Genomic DNA, 19,047 nt, shown 5'->3' with positions numbered 1-19,047 from the left:
CGTTCCGCCGTTCGGCAGAACGGCGGAACCTTACAGGCAAACTTCCTCGTTGACGTCCAGCAGAATGCACCTGACCAGCGAGCCTTCCGTACGCCCCTCCAGGCCCTCGGGCAGCACGACCATGCAGTTGCTTTTCTGAAGGGGGCCGAACAAACCGGAGCTCTGGTTGCGAGCAGGCTCGACCACGTACTCCCCCGATTCGTTCTTGGACAGGGTGGAACGCAAGAAGATGCGACGAGGGTCGCGCTTTTTGGCGTCGCGCGCCAACTTGGCCATCACGGACGGGCGCTCGAAGCACGTATAGCCCTGCATTTTGCGCAGTGCGGGACGGATGAGCATCTCGAAGCCCACGTAAGCAGCCGCCGGATTCCCCGGCAGGCCGAACACGGGCGTGCCGTTCACCACGCCGAACGTCTGCGCTTTTCCCGGGCGCATGTTCACCGTGGTCATCAACAGGTCGCCTAGTTCTTCCACCACCGGCTTGATGAAATCGAAGTCGCCATTCGACGCGCCGCCGCTGGTCACCACGAAATCGAAGTCGCGCACCGCCGCGTTGATCGCCGCCGCCAAAGCCTCCTGCGTGTCTTCGACGATGGGCAGTACAACGGGCTTTGCACCAGCCGCGCGCGCCGAGGCGGCCAAGGCGTAGCTGTTCGAGTTGCGAATCTTGCCCGCTGCGGGGACCTCCGAAGGATCGACCAGCTCGGACCCGATGGAGATGATGGCCACGCGAGGACGCTGATGCACCGGCGCCTCAACCACGCCGCATCCCGCAAGAAAGCCTACGCCAGCAGGGTTGATAACCTCGCCGCGCTCAACCACCACCTCGTTGGCTTTAGCCTCCTCGCCCGCTTCGCGCACGTTCGAGCGCACAGCGGTCGGTGCCGTGAAGGCAACCCGGCTGCTTGGCTTGCCATCGCCCGTAACCACCTTCACGATCTCGTACTTCACCACGGAGTCCACCGCATCGGGGATGGGGGCGCCAGTCATGATGCGCACGCACTGCCCATCCCGAATGGGACCGTCGAACGTGTCGCCCGCCGCCACTTCGGCGATGACGTCAAGCTCCATCGGAGATTCCGGGCTCGCATCGACAAGTTCGGCGGCCCGAACCGCGAAGCCGTCCATAGCAGAATGCGCGAACGGGGAAATGTCGATGTCGCTTTTCAAATTAGCTGCGGCAACCCGCCCGGCGGCGTCCAAAACAGGCACCGTTTCGGCCGGCAACGTCTCAACATGGGAAAGAACCAGATCACGAGCTTCTTCGACCGAAACCATTTCAAGCATGAGCATCCTCCCTACCAGGCGAGTCGAGCTTGCACGCGCAACCCCTCGCGCACAAGCTCGGCGCAACCGCTTATTCACTAACGCATATTATAGCGCTTAGAGGATATAGAAAAGCGGCGCGATTCCGGTTCGATGACCAATCTTTAAGCAATTGCAATCGACAGTCCGACCCCTACTCGACATGCGCGCACGACAAAGGCCGCCCCGAAGGACGGCCCTTGCAACCACAACGGCGTCTTCAATCATCCGGTCAACGCCGATGGACCATCTGTTTTTATCCGTCAGCGCAAACGTCGCCGCTTCGCACGAATCCCTGCTCGTATCGGTGGCGGCATACGCTCCCGCCCCTATCGCAAACAGCAAAATGCTCACGATCATCGACAAAAAAAGAATTAATTGGAACGAATCCACCGTAGCTATGCACCCTTGAAAACGCATCTACGAACACGTTGCAAACTACCTGATGCACCAGAGTGCCCATTCGGCTCGGCCGTCTATCGCACAAGAATGCAAAACCTATCATGATCAGGGATGTTGCAAGAGAAGCCTGTCCCATGGCGATGCCGAACGTTCGGGACACGCTCTGCCGCAACACGACAAGCGCGACATTTCCGAAACCCGCTTCGATGGCAAGCGCGATGCCATACGCCGAAATGACAGATCCCGCCACCAAAAGCACAAGGCGCCTGGCCAGGTAAGGCCCGTCGCCAAAAAGCGCGAACCTCATCCCGTGTCTTGGCCGGGCGCCTCCCTTCAGCGAGATCGTACGCAGCTGCGGCACAGCACCGCCTGAACCAAACTTCAGTTCATACGGGTCTTCGCAAACGCAGCCAAAGCCCCCTCAAAACATTCGATCGGCGGATGCACGATGCCTGCACCCACTTGACCCACGCCCGGAACTCGATGGGCAATGCCCGTGTTGATAACCGGGAGCACGCCACTCTCCAGCACCTTCAACACATCAATACCCGTCGCCGTTCCCTTAAAATCAAGCGACGGTAACGAGAAGCCAGGATTTTCAGCCACGGTGATGTCCCCCATGCTCTCGGTGTAGCGTATCGCGTCGCCAACGGATCCTCCAACGAATTTAACGATGGCTGGAGACGCGCCCATGGCAAATCCGCCAATCCCCATTGTTTCGGTGATGGCGCTGTCCCCTAGATCAGGATTGGCATCCTCGGCTGAAAAACCAGGAAACAGCAAGCCCTCTACCATTTGGGCGGGCGCCGTAAACCAAGCGTTCCCCAAACCGCTTACCTTGATACCGAATTCCACACCATTGCGAGCCATGGCCGTAACCACGGTGGAATGCTCGATGCCCATCGCCGCATCGAGCGAGCACTTGCACGAAGGCATCGACAGGTTGAGAAAGTAATGCTCGTTCGCCACGATGAACCGCAGTACTCGTTGAGCCACGCCAACAGGCACGCCGCAATCCATCAACACGGGCGCCAGCTCCTTAATCAGTAGACTGGTAGCAGCCTTGTTTCGATTATGGCACTCATCGCCCATCTGCACGGCCTGCGCGATAATTGCCTTGGTGTCTATGCCGCCGAGCGCTTGGACGGCAGCGTCCATCACGGGAGCGAACTCCTTTTCTATCCAAGAAAGACGATCCAGCACCGAAGCGTCGAACGCCCCGAAACGCAGAACCTTTCCCAATCCTTCGTTGACCGTGCAATAAGCCTTCGTTCCGTATGGTTCGTTTTCTATGATATGAACAGGCATCGAAGGGGATATGATGCCTGCCATAGGCCCCACGGCATTGTGCTCATGGCATGGAGAGAACGTTATGACGCCGCTTGCCGCCAACCCGCGCGCTTCGTCCTCGGTTGCACACCGGCCTTCGTACAGGAGCGCGCCCACGATGGCGCCTTGCATAGTGCCGCACATGTCCCGCCATGCAATGGGTGGGCCGGCATGCAAGATGGTATCGTTTGTCATACCGGGAATCACATCGAGCGCGCGCGCAAGACCCACCAGTCTCGTCTGAGACGACATGATTCGGCGCACGGCTTCCTCATTCGCAGCCTGCACGGCATCGTCGTCCATCAGCTCATCGAGCACCTCGAGCAACGACGCATCCATAGCAGGAGGCTGCCATGCCAGCTGAATGACCGATTGCCCCTGCAGCTTGAGGTCTTCCGCAAAGTTGGGAGCCCCAATGTTCACAAATTTCAGAGCGGTGCCGAACAGATCATTGATTGCGTTCATGGTGTCACCTTCCGTTTACAGTACTTCGGCGGCCAGGAGCGATGCAGCCTTATTGCTGTCAGCGACCAATACGCCTTCTTGCTCGAGCAGCGCGCATTGGGCTGCCAGGTCCTGCTTGTCAGAGGCGGTTCCGCATACGTAACCGATGAAGAGCAGCTCGCGCCCTTGCGCCGCAGCAACCGCACGTGCCTCGCGAATAGCAGAAATGGTTTTGCCCACCGGATCTTCGTGCGAACCGAACCCCAGCTCGAAATCCAGAAGAATGACGCCCACGCTTGGATCGTGCGCTTGCTCGACGATCTTGTCGTTGCGCAGCGAAGGCTCGATCATGGGATGAGGCCGCCCGTTCGTGAACTCGTCATCGCCCATGTCCAGCAGCACGTTGCCCACGCACCCATCCGACCCATGCATCTCCTCGCCGGGCCGATGGGATACGTTGCTTTTCAGCGAGCCCAGGCGCGAGCGCAAGATAGACACGGACTCGGCGCACAAAGTGCCGCCGCAAAAGAAACCTCGAGCGAATTTCTGGTCGGGCAGGAAGCGCCCTTCCACGCGCGAGGCCATCGCATTCGCCCACGCATCCGGTTCACCAAAATCTTCTCTGGAAGCAACGTTTCCGTTGGCCAGCGCCACCGCCAAGACGGCTGTGTCGTACAAGTTGTCGCACAAATGGATATGCGGTGCGACGGCAAGACCCGTGTCGCCCTCGAGAAAGCATGCAACCACCGGACAATCCACCGTCTCCAGCAGATCAAGGATCTTCAACATCACAGTTTTCGCGGGAGGCTTCGATACGAGCACGATCACCTTCGTATCGCCATCTGTATCAAGCGCCTTGATGCCCTCGAGCATCATGATGCCGCCTACGGCTTCACTCAAGTCGCGCCCACCAGTGCCGACAGCTTGAGAAACGCCGCCTCCCATGCGATCGATCTGCACCATGACCTCCTGCAACCCCGTGCCCGACGCAGCAACAAGACCGATCGACCCGCGACGGACGCTGTTAGAGAAGCATAGGCCCACACCATTGAGGGCCGCCGTTCCGCAATCGGGACCCATAACAAGCAGTCCGCGAGCGGCTGCGTACTTTTTCAAGCGAAGTTCATCTTCAACAGGCACGTTGTCGCTGAACATCATGACATGGAGCCCCTGCCGCAACGCCAGCATGGCCTCTCGAGCCGCATACCGACCCGGGACCGATATGACGGCGATGTCACCCATGCCCTTTGCAGCCACTTGGCGCACCGTTCGATACTCCTCGACCTGCTCTTGCTTGGAAGCATCGTTTTTTCTGTTTAGCTTCTCGCGCACCGACGCAACGGCCTGCTCGCACTCCTCTTCAGTTTCGGCCATCACGGCAATGATGAAATCATTCGAACCGGCAGCCCGGACTTCCTCGGTGGCAAGCCCAACGTTCTCGAGTATCTCCTTGTTCAGCTCGGTAGCCATGGCTACAACAGCTTGTTCCACCCTGCCTTGTCCCTTGATCTCACTGCCAATGGACATCAGGGTCACCGAATCGAAGTACGAATTCTTCTGAACGATTGTTACGCAATGCATTATCGCGTCCTTTCCTCAGTTTTAATGGTTGGATACAAACTCCCAGAGCGCGCTTGCGGCTCCGGAGGCAAAATCGGCTCCAGATGTATGGCCGATTGCAAGAAGCTCGGAAAGAGCTGGACGCATATCCTGCGCATCCCGGAGCAAGGCGTTCACCAAGCGCAAGTGAGGCAAAGCAGAGCGAAAGGCGCATTCGCATATGAGCATCTGGCGGCTTACCGCCGTCGTAGCCTGCAGCACTCCCGGCTCCAGCAAATCCTTTACGATACGTGCGCGAACGGCCGCAGCATCGGGATGATCGATACTGCCAAGCATGCACAAGAATCCATCGATATAATCATCGCCCGAAGGAGTCAAGCCGATACCCGCTCCCACCAATCCTCGAACGGCCCCACCAACGGCGTCTCCTTGCATCGCCGTGCGCAGCAGGCGCATCGCCCGCCATTCGACACAGGCGGTCATCGGGTCCATCTGCCTGCTCTCCTTGAATCGACGGATGCGGTACCCTGCAAGACAGCCGCAATCGAAATCCCAAGAAACCAGATGCTCATCGAATGCACTTAGACCCGCAATCGCCTTTTCGCTGCTCCAAGGAAGAGCCGAACATCGCACGTCCGAAATCTCGCATGCCGAAAAACCAACCCGCAGCGAAGGAGCAAGCACAAGGTCGCCCCGCTCCCATACCGCCGTACATCCAGCAACAATCGGATGCGAGCGGAACGAGAATCCATCTTCCACTGTTGCAGTGCACGGAGCCGCATAGCTGCGATGGGAAACCAGAGAGTACACGCTGGACCCAAGCAGGAAGTTCACCGCATGGTCGAACACCTGCATCGTTTCAAGAGGCGTTCGGCTTTCCATGGCCTTTCGAAACTCCTCGTCGCACGCATGCGCTTGCAGCGTGAGCATGAACGCCCCCAACCGTACCCTTATGCGAAGAAGAACGAAACCGCGATCAGCAGGACAAGCATGCCAACCATGTACTTCATGTTGTTCTTCACGATATCCATTATGCTCTTGTCAAATCCATTCGAAAGCGCAACGACATTGATCTGAACAGGGCTGATTTGGGTTCCCAAGCCGGTAGCCAACGCAATAAGGCCCATGGCGATAGGAGAAAACCCCATAAGCGCCATGGTAGGCAGAATCAGCGTGAGCACACCGGCGCAATACGCGCCCGAAGGTATGGCGATCAAGAAACCGATGATCATAGCCACCGGAAGCATAATGAACGTCGGCACCGCGCTCGCAATAGAAGCAATATTGGAAAATGCGCCAATCTGCTCCATAAGGTTGATGAATCCCAAGAAGATGCCTACCGAGAACATGGTCGTCAGAATGAACTGAGATCCGTCGATAAGCGCATTGCAGGTTCCCTCGATGTCGAGCGGCGTGCACATGACGATGAGAATGCAGACGACGCATACGGTGACGGCGGGAACGATAACATGCGAGCCCACCAAGCCGTTGACCCAACCGCCAAGAACCACCATAAGCAGCAACACGATAACGGGAATGGATTGCACGAACAGCTTCGCATTGCTGACGGATTCCTCCACAACCCCCTCAGATGCCTTAGCCGCGCGATCGGCCACCATGGTGCCGCGACGGTACACCCCATAGAAGGCAAGGGCGGCTGCCAGCAACACCAACACGATAGTGAACGGCGTCATGATATTGGCGAACTCGACTACATCAATCCCAATATTCTCAGCCGTGACCACGCCCTGCGCGCCCGCAGGGGAGGTGATGAAGCACACGGCGCCCGCAATAGCCATGCCCGCAACCACTTCAGGGACCGCGCCGATGGCGGCAAACACCAGAGGTGCGATAACCATGGTATTCCCTGCAGACAAACCGGCCATGTACGTAGCGCAAGCCTGCACGACAACCAACACGGCGGCGAGCACGGCAAACTTACCCTTTAGCAGTTTTTCGCAGAGATTGACCAGCGATTTAAAGCAACCGCCTTTGCCGGCCATAGCCGCTGCCGCAGCGTACAGAATGGGCGCGACATTGCCGAACATGGTTCCCAAACCCTTGGTCATGGCACCGCCCAAATCGCCGAAGGAAATCCCGCCGATTATCATAGCGGCGAAGCCCCCGACAAGGCCCGCGAACAGCATGTGCTTTTTCATGACCAGAAGCACGATGATGACAGCGAGCGGAACAAGACTCAAGACAAATTGCATCTTCCCATCCTCTCTCTGGAATGGTTATGAGGTGCAGACTTCGGTTTTAGAAGGAGCCCCATGCCCATCTGATCGGGGCATGGGGCATTCGACTATCGTTCAACGATGACGGCAATCGGGCCGCCGCCGTCCGGACCCTGATGCTCGGCACCGCCCGATACGTAGATCATCGGATCCCCTACAGCAGCAGCTATCACACCGCCTACGGCACCGCGCGCATGACGCGTATGGTTTATATCGGAATCAGTATGCATAGTATTGCGACGACCGCGAACATAACCTGTCGAGTCGGCCTCTGCCTTCGCAAGCGCATTGACGATCTTTGCCTTCTGCTGCGCCGTAGGCAGCCCATCGAGCTCCATGCCGGCATTCTCGATGGCCTCCAACACAGCCTCGAGGTCAATGGCGTCCTTCATGACGCTGTGCCCAATGGTATAGGCGCTATCGTATTCGACAGAATTGCCCATCAAGATGATTTCGCAATTCAGCAGTTCAACACCAGCCGACGTCGATGCCACTTTCGAGTACAGCGACCAATCGCTGCAAATGGCATCGCCGGTGACGGACCCCTCGGCAGCCTCCCCAAGCGCAAGCGCGACGCCCAATGCAGAAGCTCCGCGGTTGTATCCCATAGATTCGTATGTGTCATGAACTACAACATCATGACCACGTTCCTGCGCATCAAGAATCCGCTCAGACGTAAGCAACGGACATTTTATCTGCACAAAATGCACGTCTTCTGCAGACGTGATGCCAGCCTGCTCCATAAGCTCCAGCGTCACGCGCTTGCATTCCTCCACCACCGCCATGGTTCCCTGCTCTTCAGGTAGAAACTCTCGAGTGAAGCCAGAGCTTGCGGCCAGCGTCTTTGCAGACGTAGGCTCGCCCTCCGCCTCGATACGGCAGAATACGGAAGCATGAGGAGCTAACACGCCTTCAGTGCCACCGGACATCACGAAAGCGACCTTCTTCGCAATATCCTCTTCAGACCAGCCGGTTTCCTTAGCAATGAGCAATTTGAACGCGATGGTCGAAAGACCTCGCGTGAAGTCGTTCACGCAACCGTTGCCTTCGGTTTTACCGAGCACGGCAATAATCGTTTTCGGATCCACGACGCCTTCGTCTATAAGGCTCTTCAAGCCACGTGTGTCATCAGGACTGGACATTTCGATCTTGTGAACATCGATCTTTTTCATACAGCATCCTCCTGGTTGAAGTGACTGGGCAGAACCATTGGCCAATGGGCTTATCCCTATGCACCCATTGTATGGACGCGATTTTTACCTGTCATTGTCGTTCGTCACCAAAGGATCGCGATGATCATTGTCAATTCGAACCAACACCTATGAAAGGACCGGCTATACGGAACTACTCCATATCCTCAAGCGCACGAAGCCACACCCAACAATCGTGAGCGACCACCACTTCCGCAAAATCGCGGCCAGGCTTCAACCCAACCCCCAACTGCTCGATCTTGCTCACGCGATACCGTACGGTGTTGTAATGAATGAACGATCGCTCTGCCACGCGTTTGTAGTTCAGGTCCCCTTCTATCAGAAGTCCGAGCGTCTCCATGAGATCGGTGCCGTTTTTATGATCGTAATCAATAAGCACCCCTATCTTGTCGCGAACAAACTGCTTCAGCGTGTCAACGTTGCTTACGTTTTCGATAATAGAGAACACCCGATGCTTGGAGTACGTGTCGACGAATGACTGCTTGTTCAGAGCCCCTCCCGTTTTAAGCACGCTCATAGCCTGCGCGTACGCCATATCGAGCGCCTGAATATGGTCGCATGAGTCTGATATTCCCACTCCTATCTTCACGCTTTTGGCACGAGCCAACGCAATAAGATCGGGCATGATGCTCCGGAACAAAGCCACTAATCGATCCTCGTCGGCAACGCCTCCCAGCACCACGATGGCGTCATTGAAATACACCAGGTACACCCGCTGGATCAAACGATCCCCCAGCTTAGCGTACCATTCATCGAAAAGACCGGTGTTGATCGCCCTGTCATAGAACTCCTTGCGGGCAATTTCATCCTCCGTGAATGCCTTCAAGCAAATGACCGGCTGCGGGAACACAAGGGACATGCCGAACGCCTTCGTCTTATTCTCGATCTCGATAGGTGACTTCACTTTGCCCTGCAACAGGTCTCGAATGAACACATCGCGAAAGTTCTTCTGATTCTTAAACACCGCATCCGTTTTAAGAAACAGCGCTGCAAGCAAAATAGCAGACTGCTCCACAGCTATATCGATGCTGATGCGGTCATTCGAATCGGCTGGATAGTCTAAAACGTAAACATACCCGAATCGATGCTTGCCGGCGACAATAGGATACAAGCTGTGGTCGATCAATAATTTGCGTCTGCGCTCCAGCATACTCCGAGGATCAACCCGATCGGCAAGCGCGCCCTCTTCGAAAAGCTGGCCGGCAGCCGACGCGGCGCACATGATCTTCATGTCCTTGTCCAGCACGCAAACATCCCTTTCCACAAGCACGCCCAAGCACTCTACGAGCGCCTGCACATCCGAATCGTTCAGTAAAAGCTCAGCCAGCACATTGTGCACATGGCTGCGGAATTGAAGCTGCGCGATGTATTCGTTCAACGATAGGGAGAGTATCTGGTTGGCCATGTTTGAAAGATTGGCGTCAGGCGGCAGTTCGAGCACGGGGACTCCCAGCTCATCAGCCTGCTGGAGCATACGTTCCGGTATTTTCCCAATATAGCGCAAGGGCTTTATACACACGCCGGCCACGCCGCACTCGTATACCCGGGCTATGAAGTCATCCATGCGCTCGGCATCGTCGGCAATGGGAAACAGCGTGGTCAGCAGAAGCGTATCCCGTTCCAAATAAGGGAACACGTCGGGAACCTCCATAAGGGATGCCCCTACAACGGTGTTCGACAAGCCGCTTTCCCCTGCGACAACCTTAGCGCCCTCGAAACTTTCAAGACCAAACATATCCCTGACTGTTTTGTGCATGAAGCCCCCTTTGCCATCGCACACGGAAGCGCACTATTTATCCTAGTGGAAAGACATGATTTTCTGCTGCCAAATTACCATCGGGGTCTTTGGCAACAACTGACAAAGACCCCGATGCATCAATTCTGTAAGATTGTCTACACAAGGACGCGCATCCTCCTCGCCAGCATTGTTCAGCCGCTCGCCATGCTCGGACGCATGGTCGAAAGGAGGGAATGCCCCATGTCCTCCAACTCTGCCAACAAGCTCGTATATGGCCCGGACGATACGCCTCGGACAAAGCGCGACGCCATACTGTATTCGGCTCAATGGATTATGATCATGTTCTATCCCGTGGTCTGGGGGTACTCCATCGTTGGGAAAGGCCTTGGGTTCGAAGGGCAGGATCTCTGCCTATACATGACGCGGGTAGTGTTCGTCATCGGTGCATCAACCTTGCTGCAAGCCCTCTTTGGGCATCGACTTGCCATGATTTCGGGTCCCAACATCATCCCCTCGCTGGCCATTGTGGCCGCCTGTTCCGTCGGAGGGGCAGATTACGCCCTGGAGTCTTTCAACGCCTTCATCATAGCGGGCATCATCGTAGCCATTTTGAGTGCGCTTGGCATCATGGATAAGATTGGCAGCGTATGGACCCCGATTGTTTCAGGAGCCATGATACTCATGGTGGGCCTCTCCACCAGCACCACCGGCGTCAGCTTGGTGGCATCGGACGGGTTTTCGATGCCCTTCGCTCTGGGCATCGGGCTGGCGTTGTTCTGCGGATGGCTGTCCATCAAAGGACGCGGCCTGATTGCCACCGTCCCCGTGCTCATAACCATCGTTATAGGCTACCTTGCGTTTATAGCCTTGGGTAAATTTGACTGGGGTCTCGTAGCTTCCATGCCGGTTTTCACCATTCCCCAACTGTTCCCTTACGGCATATCGCTTCCGCCGATCGATCTCATCGTCACCATGACCGTAGTGACGATATTCGCATCGGCGAACGCGTACGGCAACGTTGAAGGGTATTCGGAAATCGTCGACGCAAAACAAACCGAACGAGAACACCGACGCACGTTCACGATATTCGGCTTGATCGAGCATTGCCTAACAGGCGCCTTGGGAGCCCCGCCGACCGCACCATACGGAGAGAACTTAGGATTCGTGCTGCTAACCCGCGTAGCCTCCAGGTTCTTCTTGATATGTGCAAGCATCGCATGCATTGCCATGAGTTTTTTCGGCACCATCGGAGGAGTGATGGCTGCCATGCCCGAATCTGTAGCCGGAGCCGTGCTCATAGGGGTGGCTTGCACGCTCATCGGGATTGGTGCACGCACCATGGTTCAAGCGGGCGCGTTCAATACGCGAGAAATATTCATCGTCGGATTCTCGGTCTTCCTTGCGCTCGGCACATCGTTTCTGCCCGATTCCTTCTTCTCCGAAACCCCGCGCCTTGTTTCCACCCTGCTCAAGAACCCCGTAATCATGGTGATCATCCTGACGGTAATCATGGAACAACTCGTTATGAGAAAGCCGCAGTGTCGCTACGCAGCCGATACGACCAGCACGGCGTGCGCCGAAAACCCACCCCGTATCACCAACTCGACCGACGAAACAAAGTAGTTGTCCGACAACATAAAAGGAGACAGATATGATCGACGCGCCAAAAATCCACGACGAAGCCAGGGGCACCATGCTGAAACGGGTGGACGAAGCTTACGAGGACTTCCTCGAAACCCGAACGTTTCACTATCCCTCGTGGCTCTACGGCAACCCGATCGGGACCCTTGTGACCTTGCCCGTGGAGGACTGCCCGAACTTCGGGGACACCGCCTATGTCGAAATGGACTCAGCACGAACGGCGTTCATCTGCGTTGACATGCAAATCGATTTCTGCGGCAAGAACGGTTATGTCGACGTAATGGGCTACGACCTTCAGCAGACGGCATCAGCGCTAGGCCCTATCGAGCGTGCCTTGGCCGCCGTTCGCACAACCGACATGAACGTTATCCACACAAGAGAAGGCCACTTGCCCGACCTATCCGATGCGCCGTTCAATAAAATCCTACGCAGCAAAATCATCGGCAACGGCGTAGGAATCGGCGATAAACCAGAGCAGGGCATGGGACGCCTACTCGTACGCGGTCAGGAGAATTGGAATCTGCACGAACGCGTGAAGCCCATGCCAGGAGAATTCATAGTGGATAAAGCAGGAAAAGGGGCGTTCGGCTCAAGCACCATCCATATGGTACTGAAAAATCTCGGTATCACGCATATCGTCATCTGCGGAATCACCACCGACGTATGCGTACATACCATCATGCGCGAAGCCAACGATTACGGATACTGGTGCATTCTCATGAAAGACGGCACAGGGGCCACCGACCCGGGCAACCATGAAGCCGCCATTAAATCCATCAAGATGCAGGGAGGCGTGTTCGGCAACGTAACCGACTCGAAACGACTCATTCAAGCAATCGAGGCAATGAAAACCGCCTAAAAAGACAGTCGTACCACAAGAACGAAGCCGCCAGCCCCTCAAGGAGGCTGGCGACTTCTTCCGCCGAAAGGCATGAATTTCGCACGCCTCTCGATTTTGCAGATAACCCTAGCGCTTGATGTTGTAGAACGCAGCCATACCGGCATACGTCGACTGAGCGTCAAGCTCTTCCTCGATGCGAAGCAGCTGGTTGTACTTCGCCACGCGGTCGCTGCGGCACGGCGCGCCCGTCTTGATCTGGCCGGTGTTGCAGGCCACGGACAGGTCGGCGATGGTGGTGTCCTCGGTCTCGCCCGAGCGGTGGCTCATGACGCACGCATAGCCGGCCTGCTTCGCCATTTCGATGGCCTCAAGCGTCTCGGTCAAGCTGCCAATCTGGTTCACCTTGATAAGAATGGCGTTCGCGCAGCCCATCTCGATGCCCTTGGCAAGACGCTTGGAATTCGTGACGAACAGGTCGTCGCCCACCAGTTGCACGCGATCGCCGATGCGCTCGGTCAGCTGCTTCCAGCCGTCCCAGTCCTCTTCGGCCATGCCGTCTTCGATGGAGATGATGGGGTACTTGTTGACCAAAGCCTCCCAGTAGTCGACCATTTCGGCGCTCGTCAGCTCGCGGCCCTCGCCGGCCAGCACGTACTTCTGCTTCTCGGCATCGTAGAACTCGGTCGAAGCCGGGTCCATAGCGAACATGATGTCGGAACCGGGCTTGTAGCCAGCAGCCTCGCATGCCTTCATCACGTACTCGAGCGGCTCTTCGTTCGTCTTGAAGTTCGGAGCGAAACCGCCTTCATCGCCCACGCCGCCGCCAAGGCCGGCATCGTGCAGAACCTTCTTCAGCGTGTGGTAGATCTCAGCGCACCAGCGCAGCGCTTCGGCAAACGAGTCGGCGCCGACCGGCATGATCATGAACTCCTGGAAGTCCACGTTGTTGTCGGCATGCGCGCCGCCGTTCAGAATGTTCATCATGGGCGTGGGAAGCAGATGCGCGTTCACGCCGCCGACGTACTTGTACAGAGGAAGTTCGGCAGACTCTGCAGCAGCCTTCGCCACGGCCAGGGACGCGCCCAGGATGGCGTTCGCACCCAGCGCGCCCTTGTTGTCGGTGCCATCGATTTCCAGCATAATGTCGTCGACGAAGCGCTGGTCGTCGGCTTCCACGCCAATCAGGGCGTCGGCGATTTCGCCGTTCACATGAGCAACCGCATCGAGCGTCCCCTTGCCCAAATAGCGACCCTTATCGCAATCTCGCAGCTCAACAGCCTCGAACGCGCCAGTCGAAGCACCCGACGGCACAGCCGCGCGGCCGAACGAACCGTCCTCCAGCACGACCTCAACTTCCACGGTCGGATTGCCGCGCGAGTCGAGAATCTCGCGACCGAACACATCGATGATGACGCTCATGAATGCCTCCTCGTAGGATGATGACGATTTACATCAAGAGCAATCATAGCACGTCGGAAACCGGGAGACGGCAACCCTGCGCGTTTCCCATAACCGCAGCGACGAACGGCAGCCCGCAAGACCGAAGAGCATCAAGAAAGAGGCATCCAGGCGCTAAGAAACGTACAGTCTCGAATGCAGGTTCACAGCAAAATCGACAACACCGCGCACACCGCCAACCCTGCCGCCAGCACCACGCCGCTCGCCAACGAGAACGCGCGCGGCGCAAGCGAGGTGCGTTCCACGTCGGGGGCGCCGTAGCAGCGCGCGTCCATGGCCACGGCCAGCGAGTCGGCACGGCGAAACAACCCCACGAACAAGGGGATGAGCACCGTCTGCCAAGCCCGCAAACGCTGCCACAACCCGCCTACGTCGAACGATGCGCCGCGCGCTTGCTGCGCATCGTGCACGCGCGCCAGCTCTTCGGCGGTAACGGGAATGAAGCGCAACGCGAGCGAGAACACCATGGCTATATCGTCCACCGGAACGCCAAGACGTCGCAAGGGGCGAAGAAAACTGCTTAACGCATTGGTCAACTCAGTCGACGTAGTAGTGTAGGTAACCACCAGGCTGCCCACCACAAGCAAGATGATCCGCACGGCGAAGAAGCAGCCGCGCGCAAATCCCGCAGGCACGAATCCGAACGTGCCAAACAAAGCAATTGGGGACCATGCGCCCAAAAAACCCGCCGACACGTCGCCCAACCCCGAAGGGGCGCCTGCAGCAGCCGCCTGGGCCACATCGAACGAAAACGCATTGAACACCACCGTGAACGCAACGATCACGTACACCGGCAGCATCAAACCGAACAGCCTTCGAGCGGGCACCGTCGACGCCATCGCAACAGCAGCGAACAGCAACGCGCACAACCCCAGGCCAATCCACGTATGCACCAAAAACAACGTAGCGGAATATGCAGCAAGCAGCACGAGCTTAACCCGTGCGTCGCACGCATGCACCGGCGAGGCGCCGGGAATATAAGAGCTTACGTTGATTCGCATGCAGGCAGTATGCCACAATCGGAGGATGCGCGCACGAACTGCACGAAGCCAACGCTAACGCGAGCGCGAACCGCAAGGCGCACGTCACGCCCGCAGTTTGACGATCATGCTCGCCGAACACTCAAAAAAAGGGACCCGCGCATGCGGATCCCTTTCTCATATCAGTATGAAGCGAAGCGAAAGCTATTCAGCCTTCTCCTTCTCCACAACCTCGGCCTCGACGGCTTCCACGTTCTCAGCAGCAGCCTCTTCAGCCTTGTCGGCAGCCTCGACGGCGGCTTCCTCAGCCTGAGCCTCAGCAGCCTCCTCGACCTTCTCGACCTTCTTGGGAGCAACCTTCTTCGCAGCCTTCTTGGCGGCGGGCTTCTCCTCGTCCTTCTTCTTCACGGGCTCGGTCACAAGCTCCATGATGACCATGGGGGCGTTGTCGCCCTTGCGGGGACCCAGCTTCATGATGCGGGTGTAGCCGCCCTGACGGTCCTGGAACATGCCCTGCTCGACCTTCTCGAAGATCTCGCGCACGAGTTCCTTGTCGCCCAGAGCCGCGATGGCCAGACGACGAGCATGCAGGTCGCCGCGCTTCGCCCAGGTGATGATCTTGTCGACGTCAGGACGGATCTCCTTGGCGCGCGACTCGACCGTCTTGATGCGGTCGTTCAGGAACAGGGCGTTCACCAGGCTCTTCTTCATGGCCTTGGTGTGGCTGAAGTCGGTGCCCAGCTTGCGGCCCTTGTAATTGTGTCGCATGATACGTATCTCCTATAGCTTCAAATTGAGGTCCATGGAAATGAGCTTGTCCTTCACTTCCTCAATGGACTTCGCACCAAAGTTCCTAATGTTCAGCAGGTCGTTTTCGGAGAACTCGACCAGCTGGCGAACCGAATGGATACCGGCGCGCTTCAGGCAGTTGTACGAGCGAACGGACAGGTCGAGATCCTCGATCTGCTTGTCCAGCTCGGCGTTGGACTCCTGGCCCTCCGGCGCGAAGATGGACGGAACTTCGCCCTCCTCCTCGTCGGCCATATCGGACAGGCTCAAGAACGCGCCCATGTACTGGTTCACGATGTTGGACGCGCGGCAGATGGCCTCGGTCGGCGTGATGCTGCCGTCCGTTTCCACCTCCAGCACGAGCTTGTCGTAGTCAGTACGCTGGCCCACGCGGGTGTCGGTCACGTTGAGCGTGCAGCGACGGACCGGCGAGAACAACGAGTCAACATGGATGACCCCGATGGGATCCTCCGTGCGCTTGTTGCGCTCGGCAGACACGTAGCCGCGGCCGACGCCGATGCGAACCGTCATGTCCAACTGGCCGCCATCGGAAACCGTCGCAATGACGTGCTCCGGGTTGACCAGGGTAAACTCGGTCGGGATGTCGAGGTCCGCGCCCGTAACCGTGCAAGGACCCTCCACCGACACATGCGCCGTGGCCTCTTCGATGTCGTCGTTCAGTGCAGAGAACACGAGTCCCTTGACATTCAAAACGATGTCCGTGATGTCCTCGATGACACCCTCGGCCGTCGTGAACTCATGCTGCACACCCTCGATCTGGATGGCCGTAGCCTTTGCGCCATCCAGGGACGAGAGCAGCACGCGACGCATGCAGTTGCCCAGCGTGTAGCCGTAACCGCGCTCGAGCGGTTCGACGATGAAACGCGCGACAGTATCGTTGACTTCTTCCGTTGTTACAGTAGGCCTCATGAACTCTGTCATGTGGGGTAAGCCTCCTTACTATGCCGCGATTATTTCGAGTAGAGCTCGACGATGAGCTGCTCGCGAATATCCAGATCGATCTGGTCGCGTTGCGGAAGCGCGAGAACGCTGCCCTGAAGTTTCTCGATGTCAACCTCAAGCCATGCCGGCACCTGCACGCGCTCGTTGGAGATCAGCGCGCTCTTGATGACCAACATGTCCTGAGCCTTGGGAGCAACGGCAACCACGTCGCCCGGACGAACGCGGAACGACGGAATGTCGACGCGACGACCGTTGACAACGATGTGACCGTGACGCACCTGCTGGCGAGCCTCCGCGCGAGACTTCGCAAAGCCCAGGCGGTAGACGACGTTGTCCAGACGGCTTTCCAGGATACGAAGCAGGTTCTCACCCGTAACGCCCTGCTGACGGTTGGCCATATCGTAGTAATGACGGAACTGCTTCTCCAGAACGCCATAGATACGCTTGGTCTTCTGCTTCTCGCGCAGCTGAGTGCGATATTCGCTTTCCTTGATGCGCTTTTTGCCGGCTTCGCCCGGCGCGTAGTTACGGCGCTCGATTGCGCACTTCTCCGTGTAGCAGCGGTCGCCCTTCAGGAAGAGCTTCGCACCTTCACGACGGCACAAACGGCAGTCCGCTCCAGTATAACGAGCCATAATACTTAGATCCTTTCAGCTACACGCGACGACGCTTGCGCGGACGGCAACCGTTGTGCGGGATGGGTGTGCAATCCTGAATGCTGGCAATCTCCAGGCCGGCGGCCTGCAGAGAGCGGATGGCCGTCTCGCGACCCGAACCCGGGCCCTTGACGAACACGGACACCTTGCGCAGGCCATGCTCCATCGCCGTCTTCGCAGCGGCCTCGGCGGCCATCTGAGCAGCGAACGGAGTGGACTTGCGCGAGCCCTTGAAGCCCACCGTGCCGGCGGACTGCCACGAGATCACATTGCCCTGAGGATCGGTGATGCTCACGATCGTGTTGTTGAACGTAGACTTGATATGCGCAGCGCCAACGGCGATGTTCTTACGCTCGGAGCGCTTAATGCGCGTGCGCACGTTTTTCTTAGCTGCCACTTCTAGCTACCTCACTTTTTCTTTCCGCCGATTTGCTTACGAGGACCCTTGCGCGTGCGCGCGTTCGTGTGCGTGCGCTGTCCGCGAACGGGCAGGCCGCGACGATGGCGGAGTCCACGATAGCAACCGATCTCCATGAGGCGCTTGACGTTCTGAGAAACCTCGCGGTGCAGGTCGCCCTCCACCTTGATGTTGCCCTGGATGTAGTCGCGCAGCTTCTGCAGATCATCTTCCGTGAGGTCCTTCACGCGGACGCTCGGATCAACGCCGGTCTCGGCGAGGATCTGCTTGGAAGTGGTCAGGCCAATGCCGTAGATGTAGGTCAAGCCGACTTCAATGCGCTTGTCGCGAGGAAGGTCGACACCAACAAGACGTGCCATAGGTTATATCTCCTCTTTCTTCCTAGCCCTGACGCTGCTTATGGCGCGGGTTCTCGCAGATAACGAGGACCTTGCCATGGCGTCGGATGATTTTGCACTTGTCGCACATTTTCTTGACCGAAGGACGTACCTTCATAATCATTTCCTTTCGGTTATGCGTTCCCGTCTATACTCCACACCCAGCCGCAGGTGAGAATTTTCTTAACTGATTAACGCGCTTGACGCAAAAAACTGCGCCTACTTGAAACGATACGTGATACGGCCGCGATTCAGGTCGTAGACGGAAAGCTCAACCGTCACCTTGTCTCCCGGCAGGATCTTGATGTAGTGCATACGCATCTTGCCAGAGATATGGGCCAATATCTTGTGTCCGTTTTCGAGCTCAACCCTAAACATAGCGTTCGGCAACGCTTCTAGGACAGTTCCCTCAAGCTCGATTACATCTTCTTTGCTCAAAAGTGCTCCTTCAAAGCAGGTCGTTATAAGCAGCAACGATAGATTCTACCAAATAAAGTGTAGATTGAGCAAGAGAATTTTTTGGGCACAGAAAGCCAACAAACCGTTGGTTCGAATATGCCTGCATGTCAGGCGTGCGGTTCGGAACCGCGCAGTCCGCATAAGGAGCAGGACCGCCAGGTACTCGCGCGATGCGCAGCCGCCTTGTCGGCTTCGACGGGGTCGGGCGCGTTTTAAGGGTGGACGCTCCGCCAGAGAAA

The 19,047-nt window shown here is 57.3% G+C and carries 18 protein-coding genes; 2 read left to right on the top strand and 16 right to left on the bottom strand.

Features of this window, described 5'->3' with window-relative positions; all coding sequences use genetic code 11:
* Positions 1–30: 30 nt before the first annotated feature.
* The 7 genes from glp to LG373_RS10710 form a co-directional block, all read right to left on the bottom strand.
* Complete coding sequence (glp, locus tag LG373_RS10740) at positions 31–1,287, bottom strand: gephyrin-like molybdotransferase Glp (protein ID WP_225749766.1); 1,257 nt, start codon at positions 1,285–1,287, stop codon at positions 31–33.
* Positions 1,288–2,088: 801 nt separating this feature from the next.
* Positions 2,089–3,501 carry a DUF1116 domain-containing protein gene (locus tag LG373_RS10735; protein ID WP_216529379.1) on the bottom strand — a complete coding sequence of 471 codons (1,413 nt, stop codon included), beginning with the start codon at positions 3,499–3,501 and terminating at the stop codon, positions 2,089–2,091.
* A gap of 15 nt (positions 3,502–3,516) precedes the next feature.
* Positions 3,517–5,061, bottom strand: coding sequence for an acyl-CoA synthetase FdrA (gene fdrA, locus LG373_RS10730; protein ID WP_216529378.1), 1,545 nt, complete (start codon positions 5,059–5,061; stop codon positions 3,517–3,519).
* A gap of 21 nt (positions 5,062–5,082) precedes the next feature.
* Complete coding sequence (locus LG373_RS10725; RefSeq protein ID WP_225749765.1) at positions 5,083–5,922, bottom strand: DUF2877 domain-containing protein; 840 nt, start codon at positions 5,920–5,922, stop codon at positions 5,083–5,085.
* 68 nt (positions 5,923–5,990) lie between these two features.
* On the bottom strand, positions 5,991–7,253 hold the full coding sequence (locus LG373_RS10720; RefSeq protein WP_216529376.1) for a hypothetical protein: 1,263 nt from the start codon (positions 7,251–7,253) through the stop codon (positions 5,991–5,993).
* 92 nt (positions 7,254–7,345) lie between these two features.
* Positions 7,346–8,449, bottom strand: a complete 1,104-nt coding sequence (locus LG373_RS10715) for a ring-opening amidohydrolase (protein ID WP_216529375.1) — start codon at positions 8,447–8,449, stop codon at positions 7,346–7,348.
* A 172-nt stretch (positions 8,450–8,621) separates the two neighbouring features.
* Positions 8,622–10,244 carry a PucR family transcriptional regulator gene (locus LG373_RS10710; RefSeq protein ID WP_216529374.1) on the bottom strand — a complete coding sequence of 541 codons (1,623 nt, stop codon included), beginning with the start codon at positions 10,242–10,244 and terminating at the stop codon, positions 8,622–8,624.
* A 222-nt stretch (positions 10,245–10,466) separates the two neighbouring features.
* Between LG373_RS10710 and LG373_RS10705 the strand changes: the two genes are divergently transcribed.
* Positions 10,467–11,849 (top strand): uracil-xanthine permease family protein, encoded by a 1,383-nt coding sequence (locus LG373_RS10705; RefSeq protein ID WP_225749764.1) that lies wholly within the window; start codon positions 10,467–10,469, stop codon positions 11,847–11,849.
* A 28-nt stretch (positions 11,850–11,877) separates the two neighbouring features.
* Positions 11,878–12,726: a cysteine hydrolase family protein gene (locus LG373_RS10700; protein ID WP_225749763.1), complete on the top strand. Its 849-nt coding sequence runs from the start codon at positions 11,878–11,880 to the stop codon at positions 12,724–12,726.
* Positions 12,727–12,834: 108 nt separating this feature from the next.
* On the opposite strand, the gene eno is transcribed toward LG373_RS10700, so the two are convergent.
* From eno to infA, 9 genes are all read right to left on the bottom strand, one after another.
* Positions 12,835–14,127: a phosphopyruvate hydratase gene (gene eno, locus LG373_RS10695; protein ID WP_216529371.1), complete on the bottom strand. Its 1,293-nt coding sequence runs from the start codon at positions 14,125–14,127 to the stop codon at positions 12,835–12,837.
* Between the two features lie 182 nt (positions 14,128–14,309).
* Complete coding sequence (locus LG373_RS10690) at positions 14,310–15,167, bottom strand: energy-coupling factor transporter transmembrane protein EcfT (protein ID WP_225749762.1); 858 nt, start codon at positions 15,165–15,167, stop codon at positions 14,310–14,312.
* 183 nt (positions 15,168–15,350) lie between these two features.
* The gene (gene rplQ, locus LG373_RS10685) at positions 15,351–15,914 is read right to left on the bottom strand and encodes a 50S ribosomal protein L17 (protein WP_114567398.1); all 564 of its coding nucleotides are present in this window, start codon (positions 15,912–15,914) and stop codon (positions 15,351–15,353) included.
* A gap of 12 nt (positions 15,915–15,926) precedes the next feature.
* A complete protein-coding gene (locus LG373_RS10680) occupies positions 15,927–16,877 on the bottom strand; it encodes a DNA-directed RNA polymerase subunit alpha (RefSeq protein ID WP_114567399.1) in 951 nt (316 codons plus the stop codon).
* Positions 16,878–16,906: 29 nt separating this feature from the next.
* On the bottom strand, positions 16,907–17,533 hold the full coding sequence (rpsD, locus tag LG373_RS10675) for a 30S ribosomal protein S4 (protein ID WP_114567400.1): 627 nt from the start codon (positions 17,531–17,533) through the stop codon (positions 16,907–16,909).
* A 19-nt stretch (positions 17,534–17,552) separates the two neighbouring features.
* Entirely contained in the window at positions 17,553–17,951 is a 399-nt protein-coding gene (gene rpsK, locus LG373_RS10670) for a 30S ribosomal protein S11 (protein WP_009306916.1), read from the bottom strand.
* Positions 17,952–17,962: 11 nt separating this feature from the next.
* Positions 17,963–18,331 (bottom strand): 30S ribosomal protein S13, encoded by a 369-nt coding sequence (rpsM, locus tag LG373_RS10665; RefSeq protein WP_114567401.1) that lies wholly within the window; start codon positions 18,329–18,331, stop codon positions 17,963–17,965.
* A gap of 22 nt (positions 18,332–18,353) precedes the next feature.
* Positions 18,354–18,467: a 50S ribosomal protein L36 gene (rpmJ, locus tag LG373_RS10660; RefSeq protein WP_006363204.1), complete on the bottom strand. Its 114-nt coding sequence runs from the start codon at positions 18,465–18,467 to the stop codon at positions 18,354–18,356.
* Positions 18,468–18,568: 101 nt separating this feature from the next.
* Positions 18,569–18,787 (bottom strand): translation initiation factor IF-1, encoded by a 219-nt coding sequence (gene infA, locus LG373_RS10655; RefSeq protein WP_114567402.1) that lies wholly within the window; start codon positions 18,785–18,787, stop codon positions 18,569–18,571.
* Positions 18,788–19,047: the final 260 nt, after the last annotated feature.

It is taken from the genome of Paraeggerthella sp. Marseille-Q4926, from assembly GCF_916618935.1.
GTDB lineage: Bacteria > Actinomycetota > Coriobacteriia > Coriobacteriales > Eggerthellaceae > Paraeggerthella > Paraeggerthella hominis.
This window is presented reverse-complemented; position numbering and strand designations above follow the sequence as displayed.